26 protein-coding genes are annotated in these 23,623 nt (G+C 71.7%); 12 read left to right on the top strand and 14 right to left on the bottom strand.

Annotated features, from left to right (window positions below):
- The first annotated feature begins 43 nt into the window (after nucleotides 1-43).
- A complete protein-coding gene (locus J7E91_RS23350) occupies nucleotides 44-442 on the top strand; it encodes a nitroreductase family deazaflavin-dependent oxidoreductase (RefSeq protein WP_308376956.1) in 399 nt (132 codons plus the stop codon).
- Nucleotides 443-457: 15 nt separating this feature from the next.
- Here J7E91_RS23350 and J7E91_RS23345 read toward each other — a convergent pair whose 3' ends face one another.
- A complete protein-coding gene (locus tag J7E91_RS23345; RefSeq protein ID WP_214907973.1) occupies nucleotides 458-1,672 on the bottom strand; it encodes a geranylgeranyl reductase family protein in 1,215 nt (404 codons plus the stop codon).
- A gap of 170 nt (nucleotides 1,673-1,842) precedes the next feature.
- On the opposite strand from J7E91_RS23345, the gene J7E91_RS23340 reads away from it, so the two are divergent.
- A complete protein-coding gene (locus J7E91_RS23340; RefSeq protein WP_214907971.1) occupies nucleotides 1,843-3,207 on the top strand; it encodes a dipeptidase in 1,365 nt (454 codons plus the stop codon).
- Between the two features lie 84 nt (nucleotides 3,208-3,291).
- On the top strand, nucleotides 3,292-4,005 hold the full coding sequence (locus J7E91_RS23335) for an MBL fold metallo-hydrolase (protein WP_214907969.1): 714 nt from the start codon (nucleotides 3,292-3,294) through the stop codon (nucleotides 4,003-4,005).
- Here J7E91_RS23335 and J7E91_RS23330 read toward each other — a convergent pair.
- Nucleotides 3,964-5,001, bottom strand: coding sequence for an NUDIX hydrolase (locus J7E91_RS23330; RefSeq protein WP_214907967.1), 1,038 nt, complete (start codon nucleotides 4,999-5,001; stop codon nucleotides 3,964-3,966). The two genes, J7E91_RS23335 and J7E91_RS23330, sit on opposite strands and share 42 nt — an antisense overlap.
- A gap of 265 nt (nucleotides 5,002-5,266) precedes the next feature.
- On the opposite strand from J7E91_RS23330, the gene J7E91_RS23325 reads away from it, so the two are divergent.
- Nucleotides 5,267-5,455, top strand: a complete 189-nt coding sequence (locus J7E91_RS23325; protein WP_028811944.1) for a hypothetical protein — start codon at nucleotides 5,267-5,269, stop codon at nucleotides 5,453-5,455.
- Between the two features lie 6 nt (nucleotides 5,456-5,461).
- Here the strand turns inward: J7E91_RS23325 and J7E91_RS23320 are convergent, their stop codons facing one another.
- Together J7E91_RS23320 and J7E91_RS23315 are read right to left on the bottom strand one after the other, a co-directional pair.
- On the bottom strand, nucleotides 5,462-5,971 hold the full coding sequence (locus J7E91_RS23320; protein ID WP_214907964.1) for a tetratricopeptide repeat protein: 510 nt from the start codon (nucleotides 5,969-5,971) through the stop codon (nucleotides 5,462-5,464).
- 86 nt (nucleotides 5,972-6,057) lie between these two features.
- Nucleotides 6,058-7,029 carry an ROK family protein gene (locus tag J7E91_RS23315; RefSeq protein WP_214907962.1) on the bottom strand — a complete coding sequence of 324 codons (972 nt, stop codon included), beginning with the start codon at nucleotides 7,027-7,029 and terminating at the stop codon, nucleotides 6,058-6,060.
- Between the two features lie 142 nt (nucleotides 7,030-7,171).
- On the opposite strand from J7E91_RS23315, the gene J7E91_RS23310 reads away from it, so the two are divergent.
- Nucleotides 7,172-8,212 carry a LacI family DNA-binding transcriptional regulator gene (locus J7E91_RS23310; protein WP_214907960.1) on the top strand — a complete coding sequence of 347 codons (1,041 nt, stop codon included), beginning with the start codon at nucleotides 7,172-7,174 and terminating at the stop codon, nucleotides 8,210-8,212.
- Nucleotides 8,213-8,228: 16 nt separating this feature from the next.
- Here J7E91_RS23310 and J7E91_RS23305 read toward each other — a convergent pair whose 3' ends face one another.
- The 6 genes from J7E91_RS23305 to J7E91_RS23280 form a co-directional block, all read right to left on the bottom strand.
- A complete protein-coding gene (locus J7E91_RS23305) occupies nucleotides 8,229-10,037 on the bottom strand; it encodes a serine/threonine-protein kinase (protein WP_214907958.1) in 1,809 nt (602 codons plus the stop codon).
- Between the two features lie 84 nt (nucleotides 10,038-10,121).
- On the bottom strand, nucleotides 10,122-11,414 hold the full coding sequence (locus J7E91_RS23300) for an aldolase/citrate lyase family protein (protein ID WP_214907957.1): 1,293 nt from the start codon (nucleotides 11,412-11,414) through the stop codon (nucleotides 10,122-10,124).
- Nucleotides 11,415-11,573: 159 nt separating this feature from the next.
- Entirely contained in the window at nucleotides 11,574-12,536 is a 963-nt protein-coding gene (locus J7E91_RS23295; RefSeq protein WP_214907955.1) for an electron transfer flavoprotein subunit alpha/FixB family protein, read from the bottom strand.
- A gap of 60 nt (nucleotides 12,537-12,596) precedes the next feature.
- On the bottom strand, nucleotides 12,597-13,382 hold the full coding sequence (locus tag J7E91_RS23290; RefSeq protein ID WP_214907953.1) for an electron transfer flavoprotein subunit beta/FixA family protein: 786 nt from the start codon (nucleotides 13,380-13,382) through the stop codon (nucleotides 12,597-12,599).
- A 210-nt stretch (nucleotides 13,383-13,592) separates the two neighbouring features.
- Nucleotides 13,593-14,084 (bottom strand): flavin reductase family protein, encoded by a 492-nt coding sequence (locus tag J7E91_RS23285; protein ID WP_214907951.1) that lies wholly within the window; start codon nucleotides 14,082-14,084, stop codon nucleotides 13,593-13,595.
- The gene (locus tag J7E91_RS23280) at nucleotides 14,081-14,443 is read right to left on the bottom strand and encodes a thioredoxin family protein (protein ID WP_214907936.1); all 363 of its coding nucleotides are present in this window, start codon (nucleotides 14,441-14,443) and stop codon (nucleotides 14,081-14,083) included. Before J7E91_RS23280 ends, J7E91_RS23285 begins: the two co-directional genes overlap by 4 nt.
- A gap of 193 nt (nucleotides 14,444-14,636) precedes the next feature.
- On the opposite strand from J7E91_RS23280, the gene J7E91_RS23275 reads away from it, so the two are divergent.
- Nucleotides 14,637-15,359 (top strand): 1-acyl-sn-glycerol-3-phosphate acyltransferase, encoded by a 723-nt coding sequence (locus tag J7E91_RS23275; RefSeq protein WP_214907934.1) that lies wholly within the window; start codon nucleotides 14,637-14,639, stop codon nucleotides 15,357-15,359.
- A gap of 97 nt (nucleotides 15,360-15,456) precedes the next feature.
- Here J7E91_RS23275 and J7E91_RS23270 read toward each other — a convergent pair whose 3' ends face one another.
- From J7E91_RS23270 to J7E91_RS23260, 3 genes are read right to left on the bottom strand one after another with little or no spacing between them, the layout of a single operon-like run.
- Entirely contained in the window at nucleotides 15,457-16,542 is a 1,086-nt protein-coding gene (locus J7E91_RS23270; protein WP_308376988.1) for a low specificity L-threonine aldolase, read from the bottom strand.
- Nucleotides 16,539-17,306: an SDR family NAD(P)-dependent oxidoreductase gene (locus J7E91_RS23265; protein ID WP_214907931.1), complete on the bottom strand. Its 768-nt coding sequence runs from the start codon at nucleotides 17,304-17,306 to the stop codon at nucleotides 16,539-16,541. Before J7E91_RS23265 ends, J7E91_RS23270 begins: the two co-directional genes overlap by 4 nt.
- 26 nt (nucleotides 17,307-17,332) lie before the next feature.
- On the bottom strand, nucleotides 17,333-18,730 hold the full coding sequence (locus J7E91_RS23260) for a DUF6421 family protein (protein WP_214907929.1): 1,398 nt from the start codon (nucleotides 18,728-18,730) through the stop codon (nucleotides 17,333-17,335).
- Nucleotides 18,731-19,088: 358 nt separating this feature from the next.
- Here J7E91_RS23260 and J7E91_RS36815 point away from each other — a divergent pair, with 358 nt between their 5' ends.
- Together J7E91_RS36815 and J7E91_RS23255 are read left to right on the top strand one after the other, a co-directional pair.
- Nucleotides 19,089-19,214 (top strand): hypothetical protein, encoded by a 126-nt coding sequence (locus J7E91_RS36815; RefSeq protein WP_285439121.1) that lies wholly within the window; start codon nucleotides 19,089-19,091, stop codon nucleotides 19,212-19,214.
- Between the two features lie 38 nt (nucleotides 19,215-19,252).
- A complete protein-coding gene (locus J7E91_RS23255; RefSeq protein WP_214907927.1) occupies nucleotides 19,253-19,936 on the top strand; it encodes a glycerophosphodiester phosphodiesterase family protein in 684 nt (227 codons plus the stop codon).
- On the opposite strand, the gene J7E91_RS23250 is transcribed toward J7E91_RS23255, so the two are convergent.
- Nucleotides 19,926-20,501, bottom strand: coding sequence for a GNAT family N-acetyltransferase (locus tag J7E91_RS23250; RefSeq protein ID WP_214907926.1), 576 nt, complete (start codon nucleotides 20,499-20,501; stop codon nucleotides 19,926-19,928). The two genes, J7E91_RS23255 and J7E91_RS23250, sit on opposite strands and share 11 nt — an antisense overlap.
- Nucleotides 20,502-20,571: 70 nt before the next feature.
- Between J7E91_RS23250 and J7E91_RS23245 the strand changes: the two genes are divergently transcribed.
- The 4 genes from J7E91_RS23245 to J7E91_RS23230 all read left to right on the top strand — a co-directional run bounded on the left by J7E91_RS23245 (nucleotide 20,572) and on the right by J7E91_RS23230 (nucleotide 23,432).
- A complete protein-coding gene (locus J7E91_RS23245; protein ID WP_214907924.1) occupies nucleotides 20,572-20,958 on the top strand; it encodes a VOC family protein in 387 nt (128 codons plus the stop codon).
- A gap of 129 nt (nucleotides 20,959-21,087) precedes the next feature.
- Nucleotides 21,088-21,669 carry a DUF5134 domain-containing protein gene (locus J7E91_RS23240; protein WP_308376950.1) on the top strand — a complete coding sequence of 194 codons (582 nt, stop codon included), beginning with the start codon at nucleotides 21,088-21,090 and terminating at the stop codon, nucleotides 21,667-21,669.
- 82 nt (nucleotides 21,670-21,751) lie between these two features.
- The gene (locus J7E91_RS23235) at nucleotides 21,752-22,687 is read left to right on the top strand and encodes a M56 family metallopeptidase (protein WP_214907922.1); all 936 of its coding nucleotides are present in this window, start codon (nucleotides 21,752-21,754) and stop codon (nucleotides 22,685-22,687) included.
- Between the two features lie 58 nt (nucleotides 22,688-22,745).
- Nucleotides 22,746-23,432 carry a phosphatase PAP2 family protein gene (locus tag J7E91_RS23230; RefSeq protein WP_214907920.1) on the top strand — a complete coding sequence of 229 codons (687 nt, stop codon included), beginning with the start codon at nucleotides 22,746-22,748 and terminating at the stop codon, nucleotides 23,430-23,432.
- Nucleotides 23,433-23,623: the final 191 nt, after the last annotated feature.

Genomic DNA, 23,623 nt, shown 5'->3' with positions numbered 1-23,623 from the left:
TCAGTCTCAGTCCCAGTCCCAGACCGGTGGAGGCCGTAACGCCGTGGGCTGGCTCGCCCGCCACGGCGTCAGCCTGCTCGGCTCCGCCGAACTGTCCGTCCGCGGCCGCAAGAGCGGCCGGACGCAGCGCATCCCTGTGAACCCGCACACCCACGACGGCGCCCAGTACCTGGTCTCCGCCCGCGGCCACTCCCAGTGGGTCCGCAACATGCGGGCCGCCGGCCGGGGCGAACTCAAGGTGGGCCGCCAGGTCCGCAGCTTCACCGCCACGGAGATCCCCGACACCGAGAAGCTGCCGGTGCTCCGCACCTACCTGGAGCGCTGGGGCTGGGAGGTCAACCAGTACTTCAAGGGTGTGACCGCCAAATCCTCCGACGAGGAACTCCTGGCGGCCGCCCCCGACCACCCCGTCTTCCGCATCAGCGTCGCCGCCAAGGGCTGAGCGCGAAGTGGCCGGCTACGGCCTGTCCAGCGCACTGAGCGCGCGCTGGACAACAGGGCGCGTACGTACGATCTCGCCCAGCGTCGTCGAGCCGCGCGTGATCCCGGCGAACATCTTCCAGGCCGGCCGGAATCCGGTTATGGCCGCATGCAACAGTCCCGGCCGCCGCTCGAACAGCGCGAGCATCCGCCGCCCGACACCCATCTCCACGCCCAGTCCGGCCTTGATGGCGAAGGCGTAGTTCAGCGCCTGCCGACGCGCGTCCACGGCGTCCTGCGCCTCCGCGATCCGCACCGCCCACTCCCCCGCGAGCCGCCCGGACCGCAGCGCGAAGGAAATCCCTTCGCGGGTCCACGGCTCCAGCAGACCCGCCGCGTCCCCGCACACCAGCACCCGGCCGCGCGACAGCGGCGAGTCGTCGCTGCGGCAGCGCGTCAGATGCCCCGAGGAGACCGCCGGTTCGAAGCCGGCCAGCCCCAGCCGGGCGATGAAGTCCTCCAGGTACCGCTTGGTGGCCGCGCCGTCGCCGCGCGCCGAGATCACCCCGACCGTCAGCGTCTCGCCCTTGGGGAACACCCAGCCGTAACTGCCCGGAATCGGCCCCCAGTCGATGAGCACCCGCCCCGCCCAGTCCTCGGCGACCGTCTCCGGCACCGGGATCTCGGCCTCCAGGCCGAGATCCACCTGGTCGAGCTTCACGCCGACATGTGCCCCTATCCGGCTCGCGCTGCCGTCCGCGCCGACCACCGCCCGCGCCAGCACCGTCTCGCCGCCCGCCAGGACAACGGCCACCGTGCGCCGGTCCGGCACGGCCGCGCCGTGCTGCTCGACGCGCGCCACGGTCACTCCGGTACGGACCACGGCGCCCGCCTTCTGAGCCTCCTCGACCAGCGCGGCGTCGAACTCCGGCCGGTTGATGAGCCCGAAGAGCATCTGCTTCGAACGGCGCGTCCGCGTCAGCTTCCCGCCCAGCGAGAACGTCACGGCGTGCACCCGGTCCCTGAACGGCAGTTCGAAACCGGGCGGCAGCGCGTCGCGCGAAGGCCCGATGATGCCGCCGCCACAGGTCTTGTAGCGGGGCAGCTCCGCCTTCTCCAGGAGGAGTACACGCCGTCCCGCGACCGCGGCCGCATATGCCGCCGACGACCCGGCGGGCCCGGCACCGACCACGACCACGTCCCACACCGGCTCTTCACGCTCACGTCCGGCGTCTGCGTTCTCGCTGCTCACGATGTGCTTCTGCTCCTGATCCGCCCGGTGGTCCGTACTGCTGACGCATCCTACGGCGCAGGAGCCGCCGATCTCGCTGTGGGAGGATCGGGCGGTGCTTGTCGGCCACCCCGTACGAACACATGCACGTACACGTACAACCCAACGTCGCACTCACGAGGAGCGTGCCCATGACCGCCCATCCGATCGCCGAGACCATCGCCTCGCTGATGCCCCGCGCGAAGACGGAGCTGGCCGAGCTGGTGGCCTTCCAGTCGGTGGCGGACCCCGCCCAGTTCCCCAGGAGCGAGTGCGAGGCGGCCGCGCTCTGGTGCGCCGACACGCTGCGCGCGGAGGGGTTCGAGGATGTCGCGCTGCTCGACACTCCTGACGGCACCCAGTCAGTGTACGGCTTCCTGCCGGGACCGGTGGGCGCGCCGACCGTTCTGCTGTACGCGCACTACGACGTGCAGCCGCCGCTGGACGAGTCCGCGTGGCTCTCGCCGCCCTTCGAGCTGACCGAGCGCGACGGCCGCTGGTACGGGCGCGGCGCCGCCGACTGCAAGGGCGGCTTCATCATGCACCTGCTCGCGCTGCGCGCCCTCAGGGCGAACGGCGGCGTCCCGGTCTCGGTGAAGGTCATCGCCGAGGGCTCGGAGGAGCAGGGCACGGGTGGCCTGGAGCAGTACGCCGAGGCGCACCCCGAGCTGCTCGCCGCCGACACGGTCGTCATCGGCGACACCGGAAACTTCCGCGTCGGCCTGCCGACCGTCACCGCGACGCTGCGCGGCATGACCATGCTGCGCGTGCGCGTCGACACCCTGGAAGGCAACCTGCACTCCGGCCAGTTCGGCGGCGCCGCCCCGGACGCGCTGGCGGCGCTCATCCAGCTGCTGGCCTCGCTGCGCGCCGAAGACGGTTCGACGACCGTGGACGGGCTTACGGCGGACTCCTCGTGGGACGGCCTCCAGTACCCCGAGGAGGAGTTCCGCAAGGACGCGCGGGTCCTCGACGGTGTCGGCCTGATCGGCCGGGGCACGGTCGCCGACCGCATCTGGGCCCGCCCCGCCGTCACCGTCATCGGCATCGACTGCCCGCCGGTGGTCGGCGCGACGCCGTCGCTCCAGGCGAGCGCGCGGGCGCAGATCAGCCTGCGGGTGCCGCCGGGCCAGGACGCCGCCGAGGCGACGAAGCTGCTCACCGCGCACCTGCTGGCGCACACCCCCTGGGGGGCGCGGGTTTCGGTGGAGCAGGTGGGCCAGGGCCAGCCGTTCAAGGCGGACGTCAGCAGCCCGGCGTACACCTCGATGGCCGAGGCGATGCGCGTGGCGTACCCGGGCCAGGAGATGCAGACGTCCGGCATGGGCGGCTCGATCCCGCTGTGCAACACGCTCGCCACGCTCTACCCGAAGGCCGAGATACTTCTCATCGGGCTGAGCGAGCCCGAGGCGCAGATCCACGCGGTGAACGAGAGCGTCTCGCCCGAGGAGCTGGAGCGGCTGTCCGTCGCCGAGGCGCTGTTCCTCGCCAACTACGCGCGCTCCAAGCAGGAGTAGTACGACGGAAGTTAAGCGCTGAGCGGAGATCGCCGACAGCGTAGATGTTGGCGGCGAGCGGCCGGCCCGTCGTACGTTCGCCGCATGGATCTCGTGGAAGTACTTCCCGGACGACTGCACATGTTCCGCTTCCCCATCGGCCAGGCGTATCTCTGGCGCGACGGTGAGGAGCTGACCCTGATCGACGCGGGCGACAAGGATGCGGCCGCTGACATCGAAGAGGCGATACGGAGCCTGGGCCTGCGCCCGGAGAACATCCGCCGGATCGTTCTCACCCACTGCCACCGCGACCACGTCGGCGCCGCCGGGGAACTGGCCGGGCGGTACGGCGCCGAAGTGGTCGCGCACCGGCTCGACGCGCCCGTGATCCGCGGCGATCAGCCGGTGCCCGAGCCCGTGCTGCTGGACTGGGAGCGTCCGCTGTACGCCCACGGGCTGACCGTGCCGCCGGCCCCGCCCACCCGGGTGGACCGGGAGGCCGAGGACGGCGACCTGCTGGGCTTCGGTGACGGCGCGCGGGTGGTTCACGCCCCCGGCCACACGGACGGCAGTATCGCCGTCCATCTCCCGCGCCACGGTGTGCTGTTCACGGGCGACTGCGTGGCGGGCGTCGGCCAGGTCATGCTGGGCGTGTTCAACACCGACCGTGAGCGCGCCCTGGAAACGTTCCGCCGGCTGGCGGCGCTCGCTCCCGCCATCGCCTGCTTCGGCCACGGTGATCCCCTGACGGACGGCACGGCCGCCGTTCTGCGGGCATCAGCCGACCGGGACTCCGGCCTCCAGGTTGAGCACGGCTGACCGCTCGCGGGCCCGCAGCGCCCAGCGCAGCCGTTCGTACCGGTTCGGCGGCAGCAGCCCGGCGGCCTCCTCTTCGGTGACGAACCGCCAGCCCCGCAGTTCGGAGCCGGGCAGCACCAGCCGGCCGGCCGTCGTGCTGTCGAGCCTGCCGCCGTCGAAGATCAGGCGCAGACCGCCGTACGCGGGCGGCCGCGGCGGCTCCCAGTCGACGACCAGCAGCCTCGGCACATCGACGAGTTCTATCCCTGTCTCCTCCTCCACCTCACGCATCCCCGCCCGCGCGGGCGCCTCCCCCTGCTCCACGACCCCGCCGGGGAACTCCCAGCCCGGCTTGTAGGTGGGGTCGACGAGCAGCACCCTGTCGGCCTCGTCGAAGAGCAGGACACCCGCCGCGACGGTCTCGGCGGTCGGCTCGGGCGTCTGCACGATCTCGCAGCTGCCGGCGGCCCCCGCCCGTGCGGCGTCGGCGATCCGCAGGGCCGTCTCGGCGGGTGTCAGCGCGCTGGTGTCGATGACGTGCGCGTCGGCCGCGAGCCAGGAGAGCGCGGCGCGATACGGCTCGATGTGCTCGTACGCCCATTGCCGTACCCGCTCGTTGCCTTCGGGGTCGTCAGGCAGCTCCTCGCGGGCGTCGATCCGCCCGCGAAGGATCGTTTCGTCCGCCGACAGCAGGACATGGCACACCGGGATACGTCGCGCGGCGAGCCCGCCGAATATCTCGTCCCGGTACTCCTGGCGCAGAAGCGTCATGGGCACCACCAGTACGCCGCCCACTTCCGCGAGCAGCGCGGCCGCGGTGTCCACGACCAGACGGCGCCAGATGGGCAGGTCCTGGTAGTCGGTGACCTCCGCGAGCCGCTTCTGCGGCAGCAGATTGCGCAGTTCCCCGCCGATCAGTTCGGGGTCGTAGAAGGTGCTGTTCGGGATCAGATCGATCAGTTCGCGCGCGGCGCTGGTCTTGCCCGCACTGAACGCACCGTTGATCCAGACGATCACGGTTCCCCCTCTTCCGTCGCCCCCTGTGGCCTGCCCGCGACACCCTGCCGCGGAAACCCGGGGTCACCGCATCGTGCCCGCGACCGTTTGGGCACACAACCGTGCCGATGCTGTTGCATGCCAGGGGCAACGGTGCGGGGCACAGGTGGCGTCGAACCACAGGAGAGGGTGCCCCGACGGGATCCGGGAACCGTGACGCCCGTGCGCGGAGTCTCGTTGGGGCAACGGGAGCAAGAGTTCGACAGGCATGGGAGCGGGGTGCGGCATGAGTCGCATGGTGTTGGAACAGTTCCCGGCCGGCGGCCCGAGGGGCAGCTGGCCGGCCGAGGAATTCGCCATGGCACGGCGCGCGGAGGGGTGCCCGGCGGAGGTAGTGATGGACCTGGAGGCGGACGCCTTCCTGGTGGTCGTGGTGCAGCGCGCGACGGAAGCGGGCTCGCAGGGGCGGGGCTAGCTTTGGCTAGGGCTGCTCGATGGCGTCGAGGTCGTCCGCGTACTGCTCGATCGCGCGGCGGTATTCCCGCACCCGTGGGTCGCCGCTGGTGGCCGCGAGTGCCCTGAGCAGCGTCCGTACGGCTTCGCGGCCTTCGCCGGTGTTGTACAGGGCCATGGCCAGGAAGGCCTCCAGGGCCGGGTCGTGCGGGAACTCCTCCAGGCCGCGGCGCAGGGTCCGCAGAGCGGGTTCGTAGCGGCCCAGCACGCGGTAGGTGCTGCCCAGGCCGAGGAAGACGCCGTGACGGTCCTCGGCGGGCAGGCCGGGGACGCTCAGGGCGCGTTCGTAGAAGGGGACGGCCTCACTCTCCAGGCCGAGCACGTCGTGCGCCCACGCGGTCTGGTAGGCGATCTCGGCGTCCTGCGGATACCGCTCGGCCAGCGCCACCAGGCGTCCGCGGGCCTCGGCGGCCCGGCCGTCCTCGCGCAGCCGTACGGCCTGTGACAGGGCCGCGTCCCGCTCATGATCACCGTTCATGCGCACACGCTCGCACGGCGTGGACGACCCGGGCAAGGTCCTGTGTCTCCGTACGCAAGTCCCCTGACGCGAGGTCAGCCGTGACGTCAGCCGTGAGGCCGGCCGACGTACGTCGCCGCCTCGTCCGGCTTCCCGCCGAGGGAGGCGGCGGCTGCCGCGCCGACCAGGCCCGCGTCGGTTCCTGTCAGGGCCGGGGCCACCTTGACGCGCTGCGCGAAGGAGAGCGTGGCGTAGTCGCGCAGCGCGCGGCGCAGTGGCGTGAAAAGTACGTCGCCCGCGCCCGCCACTCCCCCGCCGATGACGGCGATCTCGATCTCGACGAGCGTAGCGGTGGCGGCGATGCCGGCGGCCAGGGCCTGGGCGGCCCGCCGGTACGACGCGACGGCGACGGGGTCCCCGGCGCGGGCGGCCGCCGCCACCGCGGCGGCGGAGGCGTCCCCGTCCGGTCCCGGGCGCCAGCCCTGGTCGAGCGCCCGGCGCGCGATGTTGGGTCCGCTGGCGATCCGTTCGACGCAGCCCCGCGATCCGCACGGGCACGGGTCGCCGTCCAGGTCGACACTGATGTGACCGATGTGGCCCGCGTTGCCCGTCGGCCCCGGATGGAGCCGGCCGTCCAGGACCAGGCCGCCGCCGACACCCGTGGAGACGACCAGGCACAGCGCGTTGTCGTAACCGCGGGCCGCGCCCTGCCAGTGCTCGGCGGCCGTCATCGCCACACCGTCTCCGACGAGGGTGACCGGTCGGCCGCCCGCTGCCCGGTGCACCCGCTCGACGAGCGGAAAGTCGCGCCAGCCGGGGACGTTGACGGGGCTGACCGTGCCGGCGGAAGCGTCCACGGGGCCCGCGCTGCCGATGCCGACGGCCGTGGCGCGCTCCCACAGAGGGGAGGCGGTCAGTTGCGCGAAGACCGCGCCGACGGCGCGCATCACGCTCTCGCCGTCCTCCCGGGCGGGCGTCGGCCGCTGCGCGCGCAGGAGAATCCGGCCGTCACCGTCCACCAGCGCGCCGGCGATCTTGGTGCCGCCGATGTCGAGAGCGGCGACGAGGTCGGTGTGCATCGGTGTCGGATCTCCAGGCGGGGCAGGGGGGCAGCAGGTCAGAGCCAGTCTCTATTCAGTTGACAACGTTGTCCAGGCCCTATGCTCGACGCCACACCGTTCGAACACCGACCGCACCCGACTACGACAGGACATCGCAACTGTGGCCGAGACCGAAAGCCGCCCCGAGCTCCGTTACGGCAACCGGCCGACCATGAAGGACGTCGCCGCCCGCGCCGGGGTCGGCCTCAAGACGGTCTCACGCGTCGTGAACGGCGAACCGGGCGTCACTCCCGATACCGAACAGCGTGTCCAGGAGGCGATCGAGGCGCTGGGCTTCCGCCGCAACGACAGCGCGCGCGTACTGCGCAAGGGCCGCACCGCCAGCATCGGCCTGGTACTGGAAGACCTCGCGGACCCGTTCTACGGGCCGCTGAACCGCGCCGTCGAGGAAGTGGCCCGCGCCCACGGCGCCCTCCTCATCAACGGGTCGAGTGCCGAAGACCCGGCCCGTGAGCAGGAGTTGGTGCTCGCGCTCTGCGCCCGGCGCGTCGACGGGCTGATCGTGATCCCGGCCGGGGACGACCACCGCTATCTGGAGCCGGAGATCGCGGCGGGCGTCGCCACCGTCTTCGTGGACCGCCCCGCCGGGAAGATCGACGCCGACGTGGTGCTCTCCGACAGCTTCGGCGGCGCGCGTGAGGGCGTGGCGCATCTGATCGGGCACGGCCACCGGCGTATCGGCTTCATCGGTGACCAGCCGAGCATCCACACGGCGGGCGAGCGCCTCCGCGGCTACTACGCCGCGATGGAGGCGGCCGGGCTGCCTGCCGACGACGCCTGGGTGTCGCTCGGCAGCACGGCTCCCGAGCGGGTGCGGGAGGCGGTCACCGCGATGCTGGACGCTCCCGAGCCCGTCACCGCGATCTTCGCGGGCAACAACCGGGTGACGGTGACGGTGGTACGGGTCCTCGCGGGCCGGGAACACCCCGTCGCGCTCGTCGGGTTCGACGACATCGAACTCGCCGACCTGCTCCAGCCCGGTCTCACCGTCGTCGCGCAGGACGCCGCCCTGCTGGGCCGCGCCGCGGCCGACCGTCTCTTCCGCCGCCTCGACGGCGTGAACGACGCTCCCGCGCGCGTGGAACTGCCGACCCGTCTCATCGCGCGCGGCTCGGGCGAGATCCCGCCGTACACGCGCTGAGGGCCGGCGCACCGCCTCAGCAGACGGGCAGGCCGGGCACCGGCTGGTCGTTGTCGCCGCCCTTGATGTAGACGTCGCTGACGAAGACGTCGGTGTTGCCGCTGTCGTCGTCGGTTTTGGCCCACCAGACGTTCGTCCACTCGCCGGACGTCTCCCTGCGGCCCAGGTTCTGCTGGCAGTAGAAGTAGTTGGTGCCCGCGTTCAGCACACCGGCCTCGGCGCCGGACGCCGTGTACGACTTCGCGGTCTTCCAGACCGTGCAGTTGTACTTGCCGCCGCCGATGCTGTGGCAGGCGGGCTCGGGAGCCGGGTCGCCGGGGCCGCTCCCGCCGCCGGCCGTGGTCGTCGAGCCGCCGCTCCCTGACCCGCCGGCTGCCGAACCGCCCGGAACACCCGACGCGTCCGAACCGCCGGACGAGCCCGACGTACCGGAAGCGCCGCCGTCCGAGCCGCTGGAGTCCTCGCCGCCGGTCCCCTTGCCGCCCGCGTCCTTGCCGCCGTCGCTGCCGCCCGCCGCGGGCTTCGCGTCCGGTCGCGAGGTCTTCTCTGGGCCCTGCCCGGAGGGCTTGGTTCCGTCAGGCTGCTTCGTGGTGGACGGCTCGCCCGCCGCCGGTGTGCGGTCGAGGCCACGGGGCGACGCGCTCTCCCCCGGCCCCTTCGCCAGCTCGCCGGACGTCTTTTCCGTACGGTCGGTGAGGACGTACGTCACGCCGCCACCGGCCAGCAGGACCGCCGCGACGCCGGCCGCCACCAGGGCCGCCCTGCCCCGGTCCGGCCTGCGCTCCGGCGCGGACCCGTGCGGGGCCGCCTGCACCGCGGCCGTGGCGGGCTGCTGTGGCGGGTGTGTGGACTGTGCGGGCGGCGCGAACTGTGCGGGCGGCGGGCTCACCACGGGGCCGAACCCCTGCGGCCGGTGCGGCAGCACGTCGCGCACGGTCGCCTCCCGGGGCGCACCGCCGCCCCCGACACCGCCACCCGCCGCCGTGTCCTCGCCGGCGGCGACCGCCGCGAGCAGCCGTGCCGCTTCCTGGGCGCCGGGCCGCCGCGCCGGGTCCTTGTCCATCAGCTGCTGGAGTACGGGTCCCAGCGCCCCCGACCGGCGCGGCTCCGGCAGCGGGTCCACGACGATCGCGGTAAGCGTCGACCAGGCCGACGTACGGCGGAACGGAGAGCCGCCCTCCACCGCTGCGTACAGCGTCGCGCCGAGCGCCCATACGTCCGACGCCGGGCCCGGTTCGTGCCCCTGGGCGCGCTCGGGCGCCAAGTAGTCGAGGGAGCCGACCAGTTCGCCACTGCGTGTGAGGTGCGTCGTGGAGCCGTCGCCCGGGTCGTCCATCGCGGCGATCCCGAAGTCGGTGAGAACCACCCGCCCGTTGCGGTCGAGCAGCACATTGCCCGGCTTGACGTCGCGGTGCAGCACCCCGACGGCGTGCGCAGCGCCGAGCGCCTCGAGCACCCTGGCGCCGATGGCCGCGGCTTCACGCGGGTCCAGAAGTCCGCGCTCGCTCAGTACGTCGTCCAGGGAGGGGCCGTCGACGAGTTCCATGACGATGACCGGGCGGCCGTCGTGCTCGGTGACGTCGTGCACGGCGACGACTCCGGGGTGGCGCACGCGCGCGGCGGCCCGCGCCTCGCGCTGCATCCGGATCCGCAGGCCGTCCAGTTCGGGCCCCGACGAGTCGTTGTACGTACGCAGTTCCTTGACCGCGACCTCGCGGCCGAGCACCTCGTCGACGGCGCGCCAGACGACGCCCATGCCGCCGCGTCCGAGCTGTTCGACCACCCGGTAGCGGCCGGCCAGCCGCTCGTTCTCCCCCGTAGCCACCGCTGCCCCGTTCCCTGTGTTCCCGACTGAGATCGGGTACAGAGTACGGGGCAACGGTGACAGCGACGGAGCTGTCCTCGGCTGTTACTTGGCCGTTGCCGTGAGGTCTCCCCGGCGCGGCGACGCGAAGCCGTCGAGGTCCGCGCGGGTCAGCCCGGTGAGGCGGGCGACCTCGGTGGTGTCGAGGGCGCCGCAGTCGATGCCGCGCAGCAGGTAGGAGGCGAGCGCCTTGGCGCTGGCGGGCTCGTCGGCGATGTCGCCGCCGGCCGCCTGGCCGGCGTAGGCGGCGAGACGGGCCGCGGCCTGCTCGAAGCCCTCGCGGTAGAAGGCGAAGACGGCGGCGTAACGGGTCGGCAGGTGGCCGGGGTGCATGTCCCAGCCCTGGTAGTAGGCGCGGGCCAGGGCGCGGCGGGTGAGGCCGTAGTGCAGCCGCCAGGCCTCGTGCACGTTCCGCGTCGTACCGACGGGCAGGACGTTGGTGGAGCCGTCCGAGACGCGTACGCCGGTGCCCGCGGCGGCGACCTGCATGACCGCCTTCGCGTGATCGGCCGCCGGGTGGTCGCTGGCCTGGTAGGCGGCGGAGACGCCGAGGCAGGCGCTGTAGTCGAAGGTGCCGTAGTGCAGTCCGGTGGCGCGCCCCTCGGCGGCGTCGATCATGCGGGCCACGGCGGCGGTGCCGTCGGCGGCGAGGATGGACTGGCTGGTCTCGATCTGGATCTCGAAGCCGATCCGCCCGGCGTCCAGGCCGCGCGCCTTCTCGAACGCTTCGAGCAGCCGGACGAACGCCGTGACCTGCTCGGCGTAGGTGACCTTCGGCAGCGTCAGCACCAGTCCGTCGGGCAGACCGCCGTGCTCCATGAGGCCGGTCAGGAAGATGTCGGTGGTGCGGATGCCGCGGTCACGTACGGCGGCCTCCATGCACTTCATGCGGATGCCCATGTACGGGGCGGCCGTGCCGTCTGCGTACGCCTGCGAGATCAGCCGCGCGGCGCGGGCGGCGTCGGCATCCTCGTCCTTGCCGCTGTAGCCGTCCTCGAAGTCGACCCGCAGGTCCTCGATCGGCTCGCGCTCCAGCTTGGCGCGCACCCGGCCGTACACGTCGTCCGCGAGCTCGTCGGACAGACCGAGGACCGAGGCGAAGGACTTGGCGTCCGGGGCGTGCTCGTCGAGCGCCGCCAGGGCCTGGTCGCCCCACGAGCGGACGGTGTCGGCGGCGAAGGCGTCACCGGGTACGTAGACGGTGTGTACGGGCTGGCGGGTGCCCGGGTCTCCCGGGTAGCGGCGGGCAAGCTCCTCGTCGACCGGTACGAGGGAGGCGCTGATGTCCTCGCTGACCGCGCCCGTGAGGCTTGTCGCCACCTTCTCCTGCTGACCCATTCCAACCCTCCAGTTTTCCGCTGCACGGAATCAACAATCCGCATGGCGAAGTTAACGGCCGGTCGTGACCTGCGTCAATGGTCTCCGGAAAGCGGCCGGGGCCGCGCGGTGAAGATCACCACACGGCCCCGGCGCCCGACGGCTTCGCCGCTGCGGAGGTCAGCCCTTGCGCGCGTTGACCTCGTCGGTCAGCTGCGGGACGACCGCGAAGAGGTCGCCGACCACGCCGTAGTCGACGAGGTCGAAGATCGGGGCCTCGGCGTCCTTGTTGATGGCGACGATCGTCTTCGAGGTCTGCATGCCGGCCCGGTGCTGGATCGCGCCGGAGATGCCGGACGCGATGTACAGCTGCGGGGAGACCGACTTGCCGGTCTGGCCGACCTGGTTGGAGTGCGGGTACCAGCCGGCGTCCACCGCGGCGCGCGAGGCGCCGACAGCCGCGCCGAGCGAGTCGGCGAGCGCCTCGATGACGTGGAAGTTCTCGGCGCCGTTGACGCCGCGGCCGCCGGAGACCACGATCGCGGCCTCGGTCAGCTCGGGGCGGCCGGTGGACTCGCGCGGGGTGCGGGAGACGACCTTGGTGCCGGTCGCGTTCTCACCGAAGGAGACGGCGAGCGCCTCGACGGTGCCCGCGGCCGGAGCGGCCTCGACCGGCGCCGAGTTCGGCTTGACGGTGATGACCGGGGTGCCCTTGGAGACGCGGGACTTGGTGGTGTACGAGGCGGCGAACACGGCCTGCGTGGCCACCGGGCCCTCCTCACCGGCTTCCAGGTCGACGGCGTCCGTGATGATGCCGGAGCCGATACGGACCGCGAGGCGGGCCGCGATCTCCTTGGCCTCGGCGGAGGACGGCACGAGCACCGCGACCGGGGACACGGCGTCGTACGCGGCCTGGAGCGCGTCGACCTTCGGTACGACGAGGTAGTCGGCGAACTCGGGGGCGTCGGCGGTGAGGACCTTGACGGCGCCGTGCTCGGCGAGCACACCGGCGGTGGCCTCGGCGCCGTTGCCGAGCGCGACCGCGACGGGCTCGCCGATGCGGCGGGCGAGCGTCAGCAGCTCAAGGGTGGGCTTGCGGACGGCGCCGTCCACGTGGTCGACGTAGACGAGAACTTCAGCCATGGAAATGCTCTCCTGCGAGTGCGAAAAGACGAATGGGGGCAGCTCTGGGGGCGCGCGGGATCAGATGAACTTCTGGCCCGCGAGGAACTCGGCCAGCTGCTTGCCGCCCTCGCCCTCGTCCTTGACGATCGTGCCCGCGGTGCGCGCCGGGCGCTCGGTGGCGGAGTCGACCTTCGTCCAGGAGCCCTCGAGGCCGACCTCGTCGGCGTCGATCTCCAGGTCGTCCAGGTCCAGGGACTCCACCGGCTTCTTCTTGGCGGCCATGATGCCCTTGAAGGACGGGTAGCGGGCCTCGCCCGACTGGTCCGTCACGGACACGACGGCCGGCAGGGAGGCCTCCAGCTGCTCGCTCGCGGCGTCACCGTCACGACGGCCCTTGACGGTGCCGTCCTCGACGGAGACCTCGGAGAGCAACGTCACCTGCGGGACGCCCAGGCGCTCGGCCAGGATCGCCGGGAGCACGCCCATGGCGCCGTCCGTCGACGCCATGCCGCAGATGACCAGGTCGTAACCGGTCTTCTCGATGGCCTTGGCGAGCACCAGCGAGGTGCCCATGACGTCGGAGCCGTGCAGGTCGTCGTCCTCGACGTGGACGGCCTTGTCGGCGCCCATGGACAGCGCCTTGCGCAGGGCGTCCTTGGCGTCCTCGGGGCCGACGGTCAGCACGGTGATCTCCGCGTCGTCGGCCTCGTCGGCGATCTGCAGCGCCTGCTCGACGGCGTACTCGTCAAGCTCCGACAGCAGGCCGTCGACGTCGTCGCGGTCGACGGTCAGGTCATCGGCGAAGTGCCGGTCGCCGGTGGCGTCGGGCACGTACTTCACACAGACAACGATCCTCAAGCTCACGCCGGCTCTCCTACTGCATCGTCTATTTCTTGACTGCCTCGTTGCAGGCAGCATAGGCGCCTGAAGGGGCGGATCCCGGTCGGGGCCAACCCCGCTCCGACTGGAATATTACTCGTCAGTACATCCAGAGCGTTCCCAGTAAGCAAGCGCTTTGAACTGTGACCTTGCCAACTCTGTGTAATCAGCGGTAATCGGCGGACACGGGAACTCTCAGTCCCTCAGCGCGTTGAAGCGTCCTTGGTGATAGAGCAGCGGCCGGCCCTGTCCCGCGGGGTCTCCGGCGACGACCTGGCCGAGCACGATCCGATGATCCCCCGCGGGCACGCGCGCCACCACACGGCACACCAGCCACGCCAGTACGCCGTCGAGCACGGGCACCCCCTCGGGTCCCGTACGCCACCGGGTGGGCGGCGCGAAACGGTCGGCGCCACTGCGGGCGAACGTGGCCGCCAGGTCGCGCTGTTCCTCGGCGAGTATGTGGACGCCGATGTGCTCGGCCTCGGCCAGCACGGGCCAGCTGGACGAGCCGGTGCCCACCCCGAAGGAGATCATCGGCGGATCGGCGGCGACGGAGTTGAGCGAGGTGGCGGTGAAGCCGACGGGGCGCAGGCCGTGCGCGGTGATCACCGCGACGCCGGCGGCGTGCTGCCTGAAGACCGAGCGCAGCAGCTCCGGAGAGGCCACCTGGACCGCCCCGGTCATACGGCGCGGCCGAGGGCGGCGATGACGTCGGCCCGGCGCGGCTGGCCAGAGGCCCTGCGCACGACCCGGCCGTTCCCGTCGAGCACGAGCACGGTGGGCGTGGCGAGGATGCCGAGTTCGCGTACGAGGTCGAGTCGCGCCTCCGCGTCGATCTCCACGTGGGCGACGCCGTCGACCATGTCCGCCACTTCGGCGAGGGTTCTGCGGGTCGCGCGGCAGGGCTGGCAGAACGCGCTGGAGAACTGCACGAGCGTCGCCCGCTCCCCCGGCTCCGCGCCCAGTTCTTCCGCGCTCAGTCGCGTACCGCCGTCGTGCCCTGACACCTTCGTCCTCCCGTTGATCTCCGCCGCTTCCTCCATCTTCGTTTCCAGCGTTCACCACACAGAGACGATTCCTTATGTTTCCGTACGTGACGAGAATCTCGCGCATGAACGCCGCCAGGACTGGCTACTCGGCCGCTCATGGGGCACGATCTGCCCAACGCGGCTAAACCTACGGCCGCGTAACCTCCGCCGGGAGAGCCCTCCCCGGGCACAGAAGGGTCCCCCTGACATGGCAGAACTCGTCTATCGACCGGTCATCGGTGCCGCACTCACCCTGTTCAAGGCGCTGGACCTGAAGATCGACACGCAGGGTTCTGAGAACATCCCCCGCACCGGTGGCGCCGTACTGGTGAGCAATCACATCAGCTACCTGGACTTCATCTTCTCGGGACTCGGCGCACTGCCGCAGAAGCGGCTGGTGCGTTTCATGGCGAAGGACTCGGTCTTCCGCCACAAGATCTCCGGACCGCTGATGCGCGGCATGAAGCACATCCCCGTGGACCGCAAGCGCGGTGAGGCGGCGTACGCGCACGCCCTCGACTCCCTGCGCTCCGGCGAGATCATCGGGGTCTTCCCCGAGGCGACGATCTCCGAGTCGTTCACGCTCAAGAGCTTCAAGTCGGGTGCGGCGCGCATGGCCCAGGAGGCCGGCGTTCCGCTGATCCCGATGGCGCTGTGGGGCACCCAGCGCATCTGGACCAAGGGCAGGCCGCGCAACTTCGGCCGCAACCACATCCCCGTGACGATACGGGTCGGCGAGCCGATGGAAGCGCCCACGGACGAGTACGCGGGCGCCCTCACGCGCCGGCTGCGCGGCCACGTGCAGGAGCTGCTCGAAGCCGCCCAGCGCGCGTATCCCGTACGCCCGAAGAACGCCGAGGACACCTGGTGGGTCCCGGCGCACCTCGGCGGTACGGCACCGACCCCGGCGCAGGTGCGCGAGGCCGGCTGACCTGGCGGGTCAGCGGGTGGCAGCAGAGCGCAAAGGTGCGGCCGACCGGAAGTGACTTTCCGGTCGGCCGCACCTTTGCGCCCAGCGCTGCTGTGCGCTACCTGGCCATCTCTTCCTTGAGCGCCTGCACGAAGCCGTCCACGTCGTCCTCGGTGGTGTCGTAGGAGCACATCCAGCGGACGTCGCCGGCGGCCTCGTTCCAGAAGTAGAAGCGGTACTGCTTCTGCAGCCGCTCGCTGACCTCGTGCGGCAGCCGCGCGAAGACGGCGTTGGCCTGCACCGGGTAGAGGATCTCCACGCCGTGCACCTGACGGACGCCGTCGGCGAGCCGCTGGGCCATGGCATTGGCGTGGCGCGCGTTGCGCAGCCACAGGTCGCGGGCGAGCATCGCCTCCAGCTGCACCGACACGAAGCGCATCTTGGACGGGAGCTGCATCGACATCTTGCGCACGTGCTTCATGGCGCGCACCGCGTCCGGGTTGAGGACGACGACCGCCTCGCCGAAGAGCATGCCGTTCTTCGTCCCGCCGAAGGACATGATGTCCACGCCCACGGCGTTGGTGAAGGTCCGCATCGGTACGTCGAGCGAGGCCGCCGCGTTGGATATCCGGGCGCCGTCGAGGTGCACCTTCATCCCGTGCGCGTGCGCGTGCGCGCAGATCGCCCGGATCTCGTCGGGCGTGTAGACCGTGCCGAGTTCGGTGTTCTGGGTGATCGACACGACCTGCGGCATCGCGCGGTGCTCGTCCTCCCAGCCGTACGCCTGCCGGTCGATGAGCTCGGGCGTGAGCTTGCCGTCCGGCGTCGGTACGGTCAGCAGCTTGAGGCCGGCCATCCGCTCCGGGGCGCCGCCCTCGTCCACGTTGATGTGCGCGGTCTCGGCGGCGATGACCGCGCCCCACCGGTCGGTGAGCGCCTGGAGGGCGACCACGTTCGCTCCGGTCCCGTTGAACACCGGGAAGGCCTCGGCACGCCCGCCGAAGTGGCTGCGGATGATCCGCTGGAGGTGCTCCGTGTAGTCGTCCTCGCCGTAGGCGACCTGGTGGCCGCCGTTGGCGAGGGCGAGGGCGGCGAGCACCTCGGGGTGGGCGCCCGCGTAGTTGTCACTCGCGAAGCCGCGCACCCGAGGGTCGTGGTGCCGGCGGGCGTCGGTCTTCGCCGCGTACGTCGGATCCGGATTCACGGCTTGGGAGTCAGCCACAGACGCTGTCCATTCACTTCACTGGCGGGCTTGTCCCAGACCCCGGCAATGGCCTCGGCCAGTTCCTTGACGTCGGTGAAGCCCGCGAACTTCGCGTTCGGGCGCTCGGCGCGCATCGCGTCGTGCACCAGTGCCTTGACGACCAGGATGGCAGCCGCCGTACGGGGGCCTTCCTCGCCCCCCGCCTTGCGAAACGCGTCGGCGAGCGCCAGGGTCCACGCCTCCGCGGCGGCCTTGGAGGCGGAGTACGCGGCGTTGCCGGCGGTGGGCTTGGAGGCGCCTGCCGCGCTGATCAGCAGGTAGCGGCCCCGGTCGCTGCGCAGGAGCGGGGCCTGGAAGGCGAGAGAGGTGTGCTGGACCGTACGGATCAGCAGCTTCTCCAGCAGGTCCCAGTCCGCCAGGTCCGTCTCGGCGAAGGTGGCACTGCCGCGCCAGCCGCCGACGAGGTGGACCATGCCGTCGATGCGGCCGAATTCCTTCTCGGTCTTGGCGGCCCACTCACGGGTGGCGTCGAGGTCGAGGAGGTCCACGGTGTCACCGGTGACGGTGGCGCCCCCGTGGGCGTACCGCGCGGCGTCGACCGCCTCGGCGAGGCGCTCGGGATTCGCGTCCGAGCCGACCACGATCGCACCTGCCTCGGCCAGCCTGAGCAGGGTGGCGCGGCCCGCGGGCCCGCCCGCTCCGGCCACCGCGACCACAGCGCCTTCCAGCGATCCCCCGTTGCCGTTGCCGATGCTGCTTGTCATGGTCGTCGCCTCCTGGTCGCGAGGGCTCACGCGGCCACCCGCTCGGCACTCGCCGCGGTGATCCCCTTGGTAGAGGCGATCACATTCTTCAGCTTCTTGGAAAGGGCCTCGTAGAACATGCTCAGCGGAAATTCGTCCGGAAGCACGTCGTCCACGAGTTTGCGCGGCGGCAGCGACAGGTCCAGGGCGTCGGGGCCCTTCGCCCAGCGGGAACCGGGGTGCGGGGCGAGGTACGTCGACACCAGGTCGTACGCGGCGAACCAGTGGACCAGCTTGGGGCGGTCGATGCCGGCCCGGTAGAGGTCCTCGATCTCGCCGCAGAGCTGGTTGGTGACCTGCGGGGCCCGCTCCCAGTCGATCTTCAGCGTGTTGTCGGTCCAGCGCACCACGTCGTGCTTGTGCAGGTACGCGAAGAGCAGCTGGCCGCCGAGACCGTCGTAGTTGCGGACGCGGTCACCGCTGACCGGGAAGCGGAACATCCGGTCGAACAGGACGGCGTACTGCACGTCACGGCCGTGCGCGTTGCCCTCGGCCTCCAGCTTCACGGCCTCCTTGAAGGCGGTGAGGTCGCAGCGCAGCTCCTCCAGGCCGTACATCCAGAACGGCTGGCGCTGCTTGATCATGAACGGGTCGAAGGGCAGGTCACCGTGGCTGTGGGTGCGGTCGTGGACCATGTCCCACAGAACGAACGCCTGCTGGCAGCGCTCCTGGTCGGAGACCATCTTGCGGATGTCCTCCGGCAGATCGAGGCCGAGGATGTCCACCGCGGCGTCGGTGACCCGGCGGAAGCGGGCCGCCTCGCGGTCGCAGAAGATGCCGCCCCAGGTGAAGCGCTCGGGGGCCTCGCGGACGGCGATCGTCTCGGGGAAGAGCACGGCGGAGTGGGTGTCGTACCCGGGGGTGAAGTCCTCGAAGGTGATGCCGAGGAACAGCGGGTTGTCGTAGCGGGTGCGCTCCAGCTCCGACAGCCACTCGGGCCACACCATGCGCAGTACGACCGCTTCCAGGTTGCGGTCCGGGTTGCCGTTCTGCGTGTACATCGGGAAGACGACCAGGTGCTGGAGGCCGTCCGCGCGCTGCTGGGCGGGCTGGAAGGCGAGCAGCGAGTCCAGGAAGTCCGGCACGGTGAAGCCGGCGGCGGCCCACTTGCGGAGGTCGGCGACGAGGGCGCGGTGGTACGCCGCGTTGTGCGGCAGCAGCGGTGTGAGCTCCTCGACCGCGCCGATCACCCGGTCGACGGTCGCCTCCGCCAGGGCGCGCGTCGGCGCGCCCTCGGCGCCGAAGTCGATGGATCCGTCCGCCGACTGCCAGGGCCGGATCGCCTCCACGGCATTCTTGAGCTCGGGCCAGGCCGGGTGCTCGACCACGCGCCGGGCACCGGATATGCCCTCGGCGGCTGTGTCCTGCACAAGAATTTCCGTCATGTCACTTCCTCCACAGGAGAACCTCGCGTCAAGGCACCGTATAGGTCTTCAGCTCTCCCATTCAACCCCAGCCTCCGTAAATTATCCTGCCGAGCCCCATTGATCGCCGCTGTTCTTCCTGTCTTTCATCGTACGAGCAATGGCTTCTGCCACGCCGGTCAACGCCGGGGGGTGCGAGCGGCAACCCTGACAGGTCGCGGGCCGCGGCGCCGTGTCAACGCTCGCGCGGCCCTCCCACGCACGAGTGATGCGGGTCGCGGATCGCCGCTCCGAGGCGGTAGGACGGACGGGAGCCGCGTTGCCCGGATCCCCTGCTGTCCCCCTCCGACCCTCGCCGATCTCCCTGGAGCCGTACCGCGTGAGCACCCGTGCAGTTCTTGTCGCCGCCCTGATCACCGGTCTGATCCTGGGGATCGCCGGGGCCCGAGCGGAGCACTCCGCTTCCTCGCGCGAGACGGGTTCCCTCACGGAAGCGGGCCGTTAGGCTGCCCGGGAGCCGCCGTCGACGGAAGCGAGATTGCCTTGAGTTTCCTCACCATTGGTCATCGCGGGGTCATGGGTGTCGAGCCGGAGAACACCCTCCGTTCCTTCGTCCGTGCCGAGCAGGCCGGCATGGACGCCATCGAGCTCGACCTGCATCTGAGCAAGGACGGCGCGCTCGTGGTCATGCACGACGCCGAAGTGGACCGCACGACGGACGGCAGGGGCGCGATCGCCGACCTGACCCTCGCGGAACTGCGGGGACTCGACGCCGGGCAGGGCGAGCGCGTCCCGCTCTTCGAGGAGGTCCTCGACACGGTGAAGTCGCCGCTCCAGGCGGAGATCAAGGACGCGGCCGCGGCGCGGGCCCTGGCCGAGGTGATGCACCGGCGGGATCTGGCTGGCCGCGTGGAGGTGTCGTCGTTCCACGACGAGGCGGTCGCCGAGATCGCGTCGCTCGTCCCCGGCGTACGGACGGTGCTGATCGCCAGCCGTTACGGCAACGATGTGGTGGACCGCGCCGAGGCGGTGGGCGCGGCATCCCTCGCGCTGAACATCCGCAGGCTGACCCTGGAGACGGTGGAACGCGCCCACGCGGCGGGGTTGCGGGTCATCGGCTGGGTGGTGAACACGCAGGATCATCTGCGGCTGGTGCGGGCGCTGGAGCTGGACGGCGCCACGACCGACTACCCGGAGATCCGCCGCACGGGACGCTTCACCGCGTAGCCGCCCCGCCCGCCCGGCCCAGCGACTTCACCAGCAGCTCGAACTCCAGGTCGTCGCGCTGCGGCACGCCGAAGCGCTCGTCGCCGTACGGGAAGGGGGTCATCCGGCCCGTACGGCGATAACCGCGCCGCTCGTACCAGGCGATGAGATCGTCCCGCACGGAGATCACCGTCATGTGCATCTCACTCGCGCCCCAGACCTCCCGCACGGTGCGCTCCGCCTCAGCGATGATCACCTTGCCGAGTCCCGCGCCCTGCATCCGGGGACGGACCGCGAACATCCCGAAGTACGCGGCCTCTCCCCGGCGTTCGAGCTGGCAGCAGGCGACCAGCTCGCCGTCCCGCTCGACCGTGAGCAGCCGGCTGTCCGGCGACTTGATCACATCGAGGACCCCCTCGGGGTCGGTCCGCTGTCCTTCGAGGATGTCCGCCTCCGTGGTCCAGCCCGCGCGGCTCGCGTCCCCGCGGTACGCCGACTCGATGAGCGCGACGAGCGCTTCCGCGTCGGCCTCTGTCGCGTCGCGGAAGGTGAGCTCTGCGGCAGCCGGGCGCGGGGTGGTCTCCATGAGGAACGCTCTCCAGATCTCTACGTCGGGTCGGGCGCCCCGAGCGTAACCCGCGCCAGGGTCCGGGTGCATGGTGCATGTACTGAGCAGCAGGACCCTTCTGCGCCCCACCGATCCCGAGCGTTCGCGCGCGTTCTACGGCGGGGCCCTGGGGCTCGCCGTGTACCGCGAGTTCGGCACGGGCCCGGAGCGCGGGACGGTGTACTTCCTGGGCGGCGGCTTCCTGGAGGTCTCCGGCCGCTCCGACACCCCTCCCGCGCCCGGCCTCCAGCTGTGGCTCCAGGTCGCGGACGCGTCGGCGGCGTACGACGACCTGTCGGCGCACGGCGTCGAGGTGCTGCGCCCGCCGGTCAGGGAGCCGTGGGGGCTGATCGAGATGTGGGTCGCCGATCCCGACGGAGTGCGCATCGCGGTCGTCGAGGTGCCCGCCGACCATCCGCTGCGCCACCGCCCCTGAGGCCGCCCCGAGCCCCGGCCGTGCCCCCGTGCACCCCCTCGCCACCCCCTCGCACCCCCGTGCGCTCGCGTACGACGCGGCGGGAGCGGGCATCGACCGGGACGACACCGTCGATCGGGGAGGTACGCCGTGCACGGACAGACGATGTCCGGCTGGCTGCTCGTGGCGCTGTGTGCCGCAACCGGCGCGTACTGCCTGCTGGGGGTTCGCAGCGGCAGGGGGCAGGACCGTGAGGGGGCGGCCGGTGAGGCGCTGATGGGGTTCGGGATGGCGGCGATGGCCGTGCCCGCCGCGGTGCTCGCGCCGCCGGTGTGGGGATGGATGCTGTACGCCGCCGTCTTCGGCGGGGCCGCGGTGCGGGCGCTGTGGCGGGCACGCGGGAGCTCCGTCCACACGCATCACGCGCACCATCTGGTGGGGTCGCTCGCCATGGTCTACATGGCCCTGGTGATGGCGCCGGGCGGCGCGGGTTCCGGGCACGCGGGCCACGGGGCCGGGTACGCGGCAGGCGGGGTTCCCCTGCTGACCGGTGCGCTGCTGCTGTACTACGCGGCGTACGTGCTGCGTTCGGGGGTGAAGCTGATGCCGGTGGCGGCGGGGACCGCGGGGGCGGGCGGTGGGACGGTCGCGTGGGGGGCGCGGCCGGAGCTGGCGCTCGCCTGCCGGGTTTCGATGGGCATCGGCATGATCGCGATGTTGCTCACCGTCTGAGGCGCCCGGCGAAGCCGTGTCCTGCGTCACTTGAGCGCCGAGGCCATACCGGGGAGTAGGGTCGCGCTCATAGGCTGGCCGCATGACGGTCTCCTTCGCGCTTCTGCTGCTCGGTGTCGTCGCCGCCGTCGCCGCCCCGCGGCTGATGTCGCGCGCCGACTGGCGGGAGCGCGAACCCGTGGTGGCCCTGTGGGTGTGGCAGTGCGTGGTGGCCGCCGTGCTGCTGTGCTTCGGCCTTTCGATGACGTTCAGCGCGGCTGCCGCCTGGCAGGCCGTACGGGGGCAGGTCTTCGCGCCCGCCCCGCACGGCGTGGTGGAGGCGTACGCGCTGGCCGCGTACGGGCCTTGGTCCGCGGTCATCGCGGTGCTGCTGGCGTGCGGCGGAGCCTGGACAGCGGCGATGCTGACCCGGGAGATCCGCAGGGCGCGCGTACGACGCCGGCAGCGGCGCGGTGAACTGCTCGTGCGCGCCCCGCTGCTGCCCGGCGAGGAGCCCGGCAGTGACCGTCTCGTCGTCCTTGAGGGTGAGCGTCTGGACGCGTGGTGGCTTCCGGGCGCGACGCCCCGGCTGGTGATCACCACGGCCGCGTTGCGGCGCCTGAAGGGGCACCAGCTCGACGCCGTACTCGCCCATGAACAAGGACATGTCCGGGCCAGGCACGACTGGCTGCTGCACTGCGCGTCCGCTCTCGCGATCGGGTTCCCGCAGGTTCCGGTGTTCGCGGCGTTCCGCGACGAGATGCACCGGCTCGTCGAGCTGGCCGCCGACGATGTGGCCTCGCGGCGCTTCGGCCGGCTGACGATCGCCCTCGCCCTGGTCGAACTCAACGAGGACCGCGGCGTGTTCGGCCCGTGCCCGACACCGCACGCCGAGCTGCCGCGGCGCGTCGACCGGCTGCTGGCGGCGGCGCCGCGGCTCACCGCCGGCCGCCGGCTGCGGCTGACGGCCGCGGCCTCGCTCGTCCCCGCCGTACCGCTGCTGGTCGCGTTCGTGCCGGGGCTCAGCGCGCTGGGCTAGCCGCCGTGCGACAAGGGCGGGGTGGCCCCGGGCTCCGGCGGTGGGCGAGGATCTTTCCATGCGCTCTTCCCAGCTCGCTCCGCCGTCCCGCCCCGCACATCCCGCCCCCGTGGTCGCGGCGGTTGTGTTCACCGCTCTCTCCGTTTTCCTTCTGCTGCTCGTCGCGGTCGAGTGGCGCCCCCTGATGTCGCTCGACCGCACGGTCGGGGACGCGTTGCACGACTGGGCGGTCAGCGACCCCGCGCTCACCCGCACCAACCGGATCCTGTCCGACTGGGTGTGGGATCCGTGGACGATGCGTGCGCTGGTGGCCGTCGTCTTCGTATGGCTGCTCCGGCAGGGGGAACGGCTCCTGGCGCTGTGGATCGCCGCCACCAGTGCGGTCAGTGCGCTCGTGCAGCAGGGCCTCAAGGCAGCGGTCGGCCGCGAGCGGCCCGAGTGGCCGGATCCGGTCGACTCCGCGCACTTCTCGGCCTGGCCGTCCGGCCATGCGATGACGGCGACGGTCACCTGCGGGCTGCTGGTGTGGCTGCTCGTACTGCGCGGCGCCGATCCGAGGCTGCGGGCGGCCGTGCTGGTCGTGGGAACGGTCTCCTGGGTGGGTGTCGGTGTCACCCGGCTGTATCTGGGGGTGCACTGGGTGTCCGACGTGGTGGGCGGCTGGTTGCTGGGAGCGGCCGTCGTGGCGCTTTCCGCGGTGGCGTACGGTCGGCTGGTCGCTTCCCGGGAAGGATCATCCGTATGACGCAACCGTCCGGACCAGCGGACGACTTCGCGATCCAGAAGCCGGACCCCAGGCTCTTCAGGACCGCTGAGGCCGACGGCCGGCAACCAACAGCTGCCTGACGGCTGACATGGACGAGCTGTCTGTATCCGGCGGTCCCCCGCGCCGCCGGATACAGACAGCAAGCCCCCAGAACAGGCCCCGGCAAGGCG

The sequence above is a fragment of the Streptomyces sp. ISL-99 genome, assembly GCF_018614005.1.
Taxonomy (GTDB): Bacteria; Actinomycetota; Actinomycetes; order Streptomycetales; family Streptomycetaceae; genus Streptomyces; species Streptomyces flavidovirens.
This window is presented reverse-complemented; position numbering and strand designations above follow the sequence as displayed.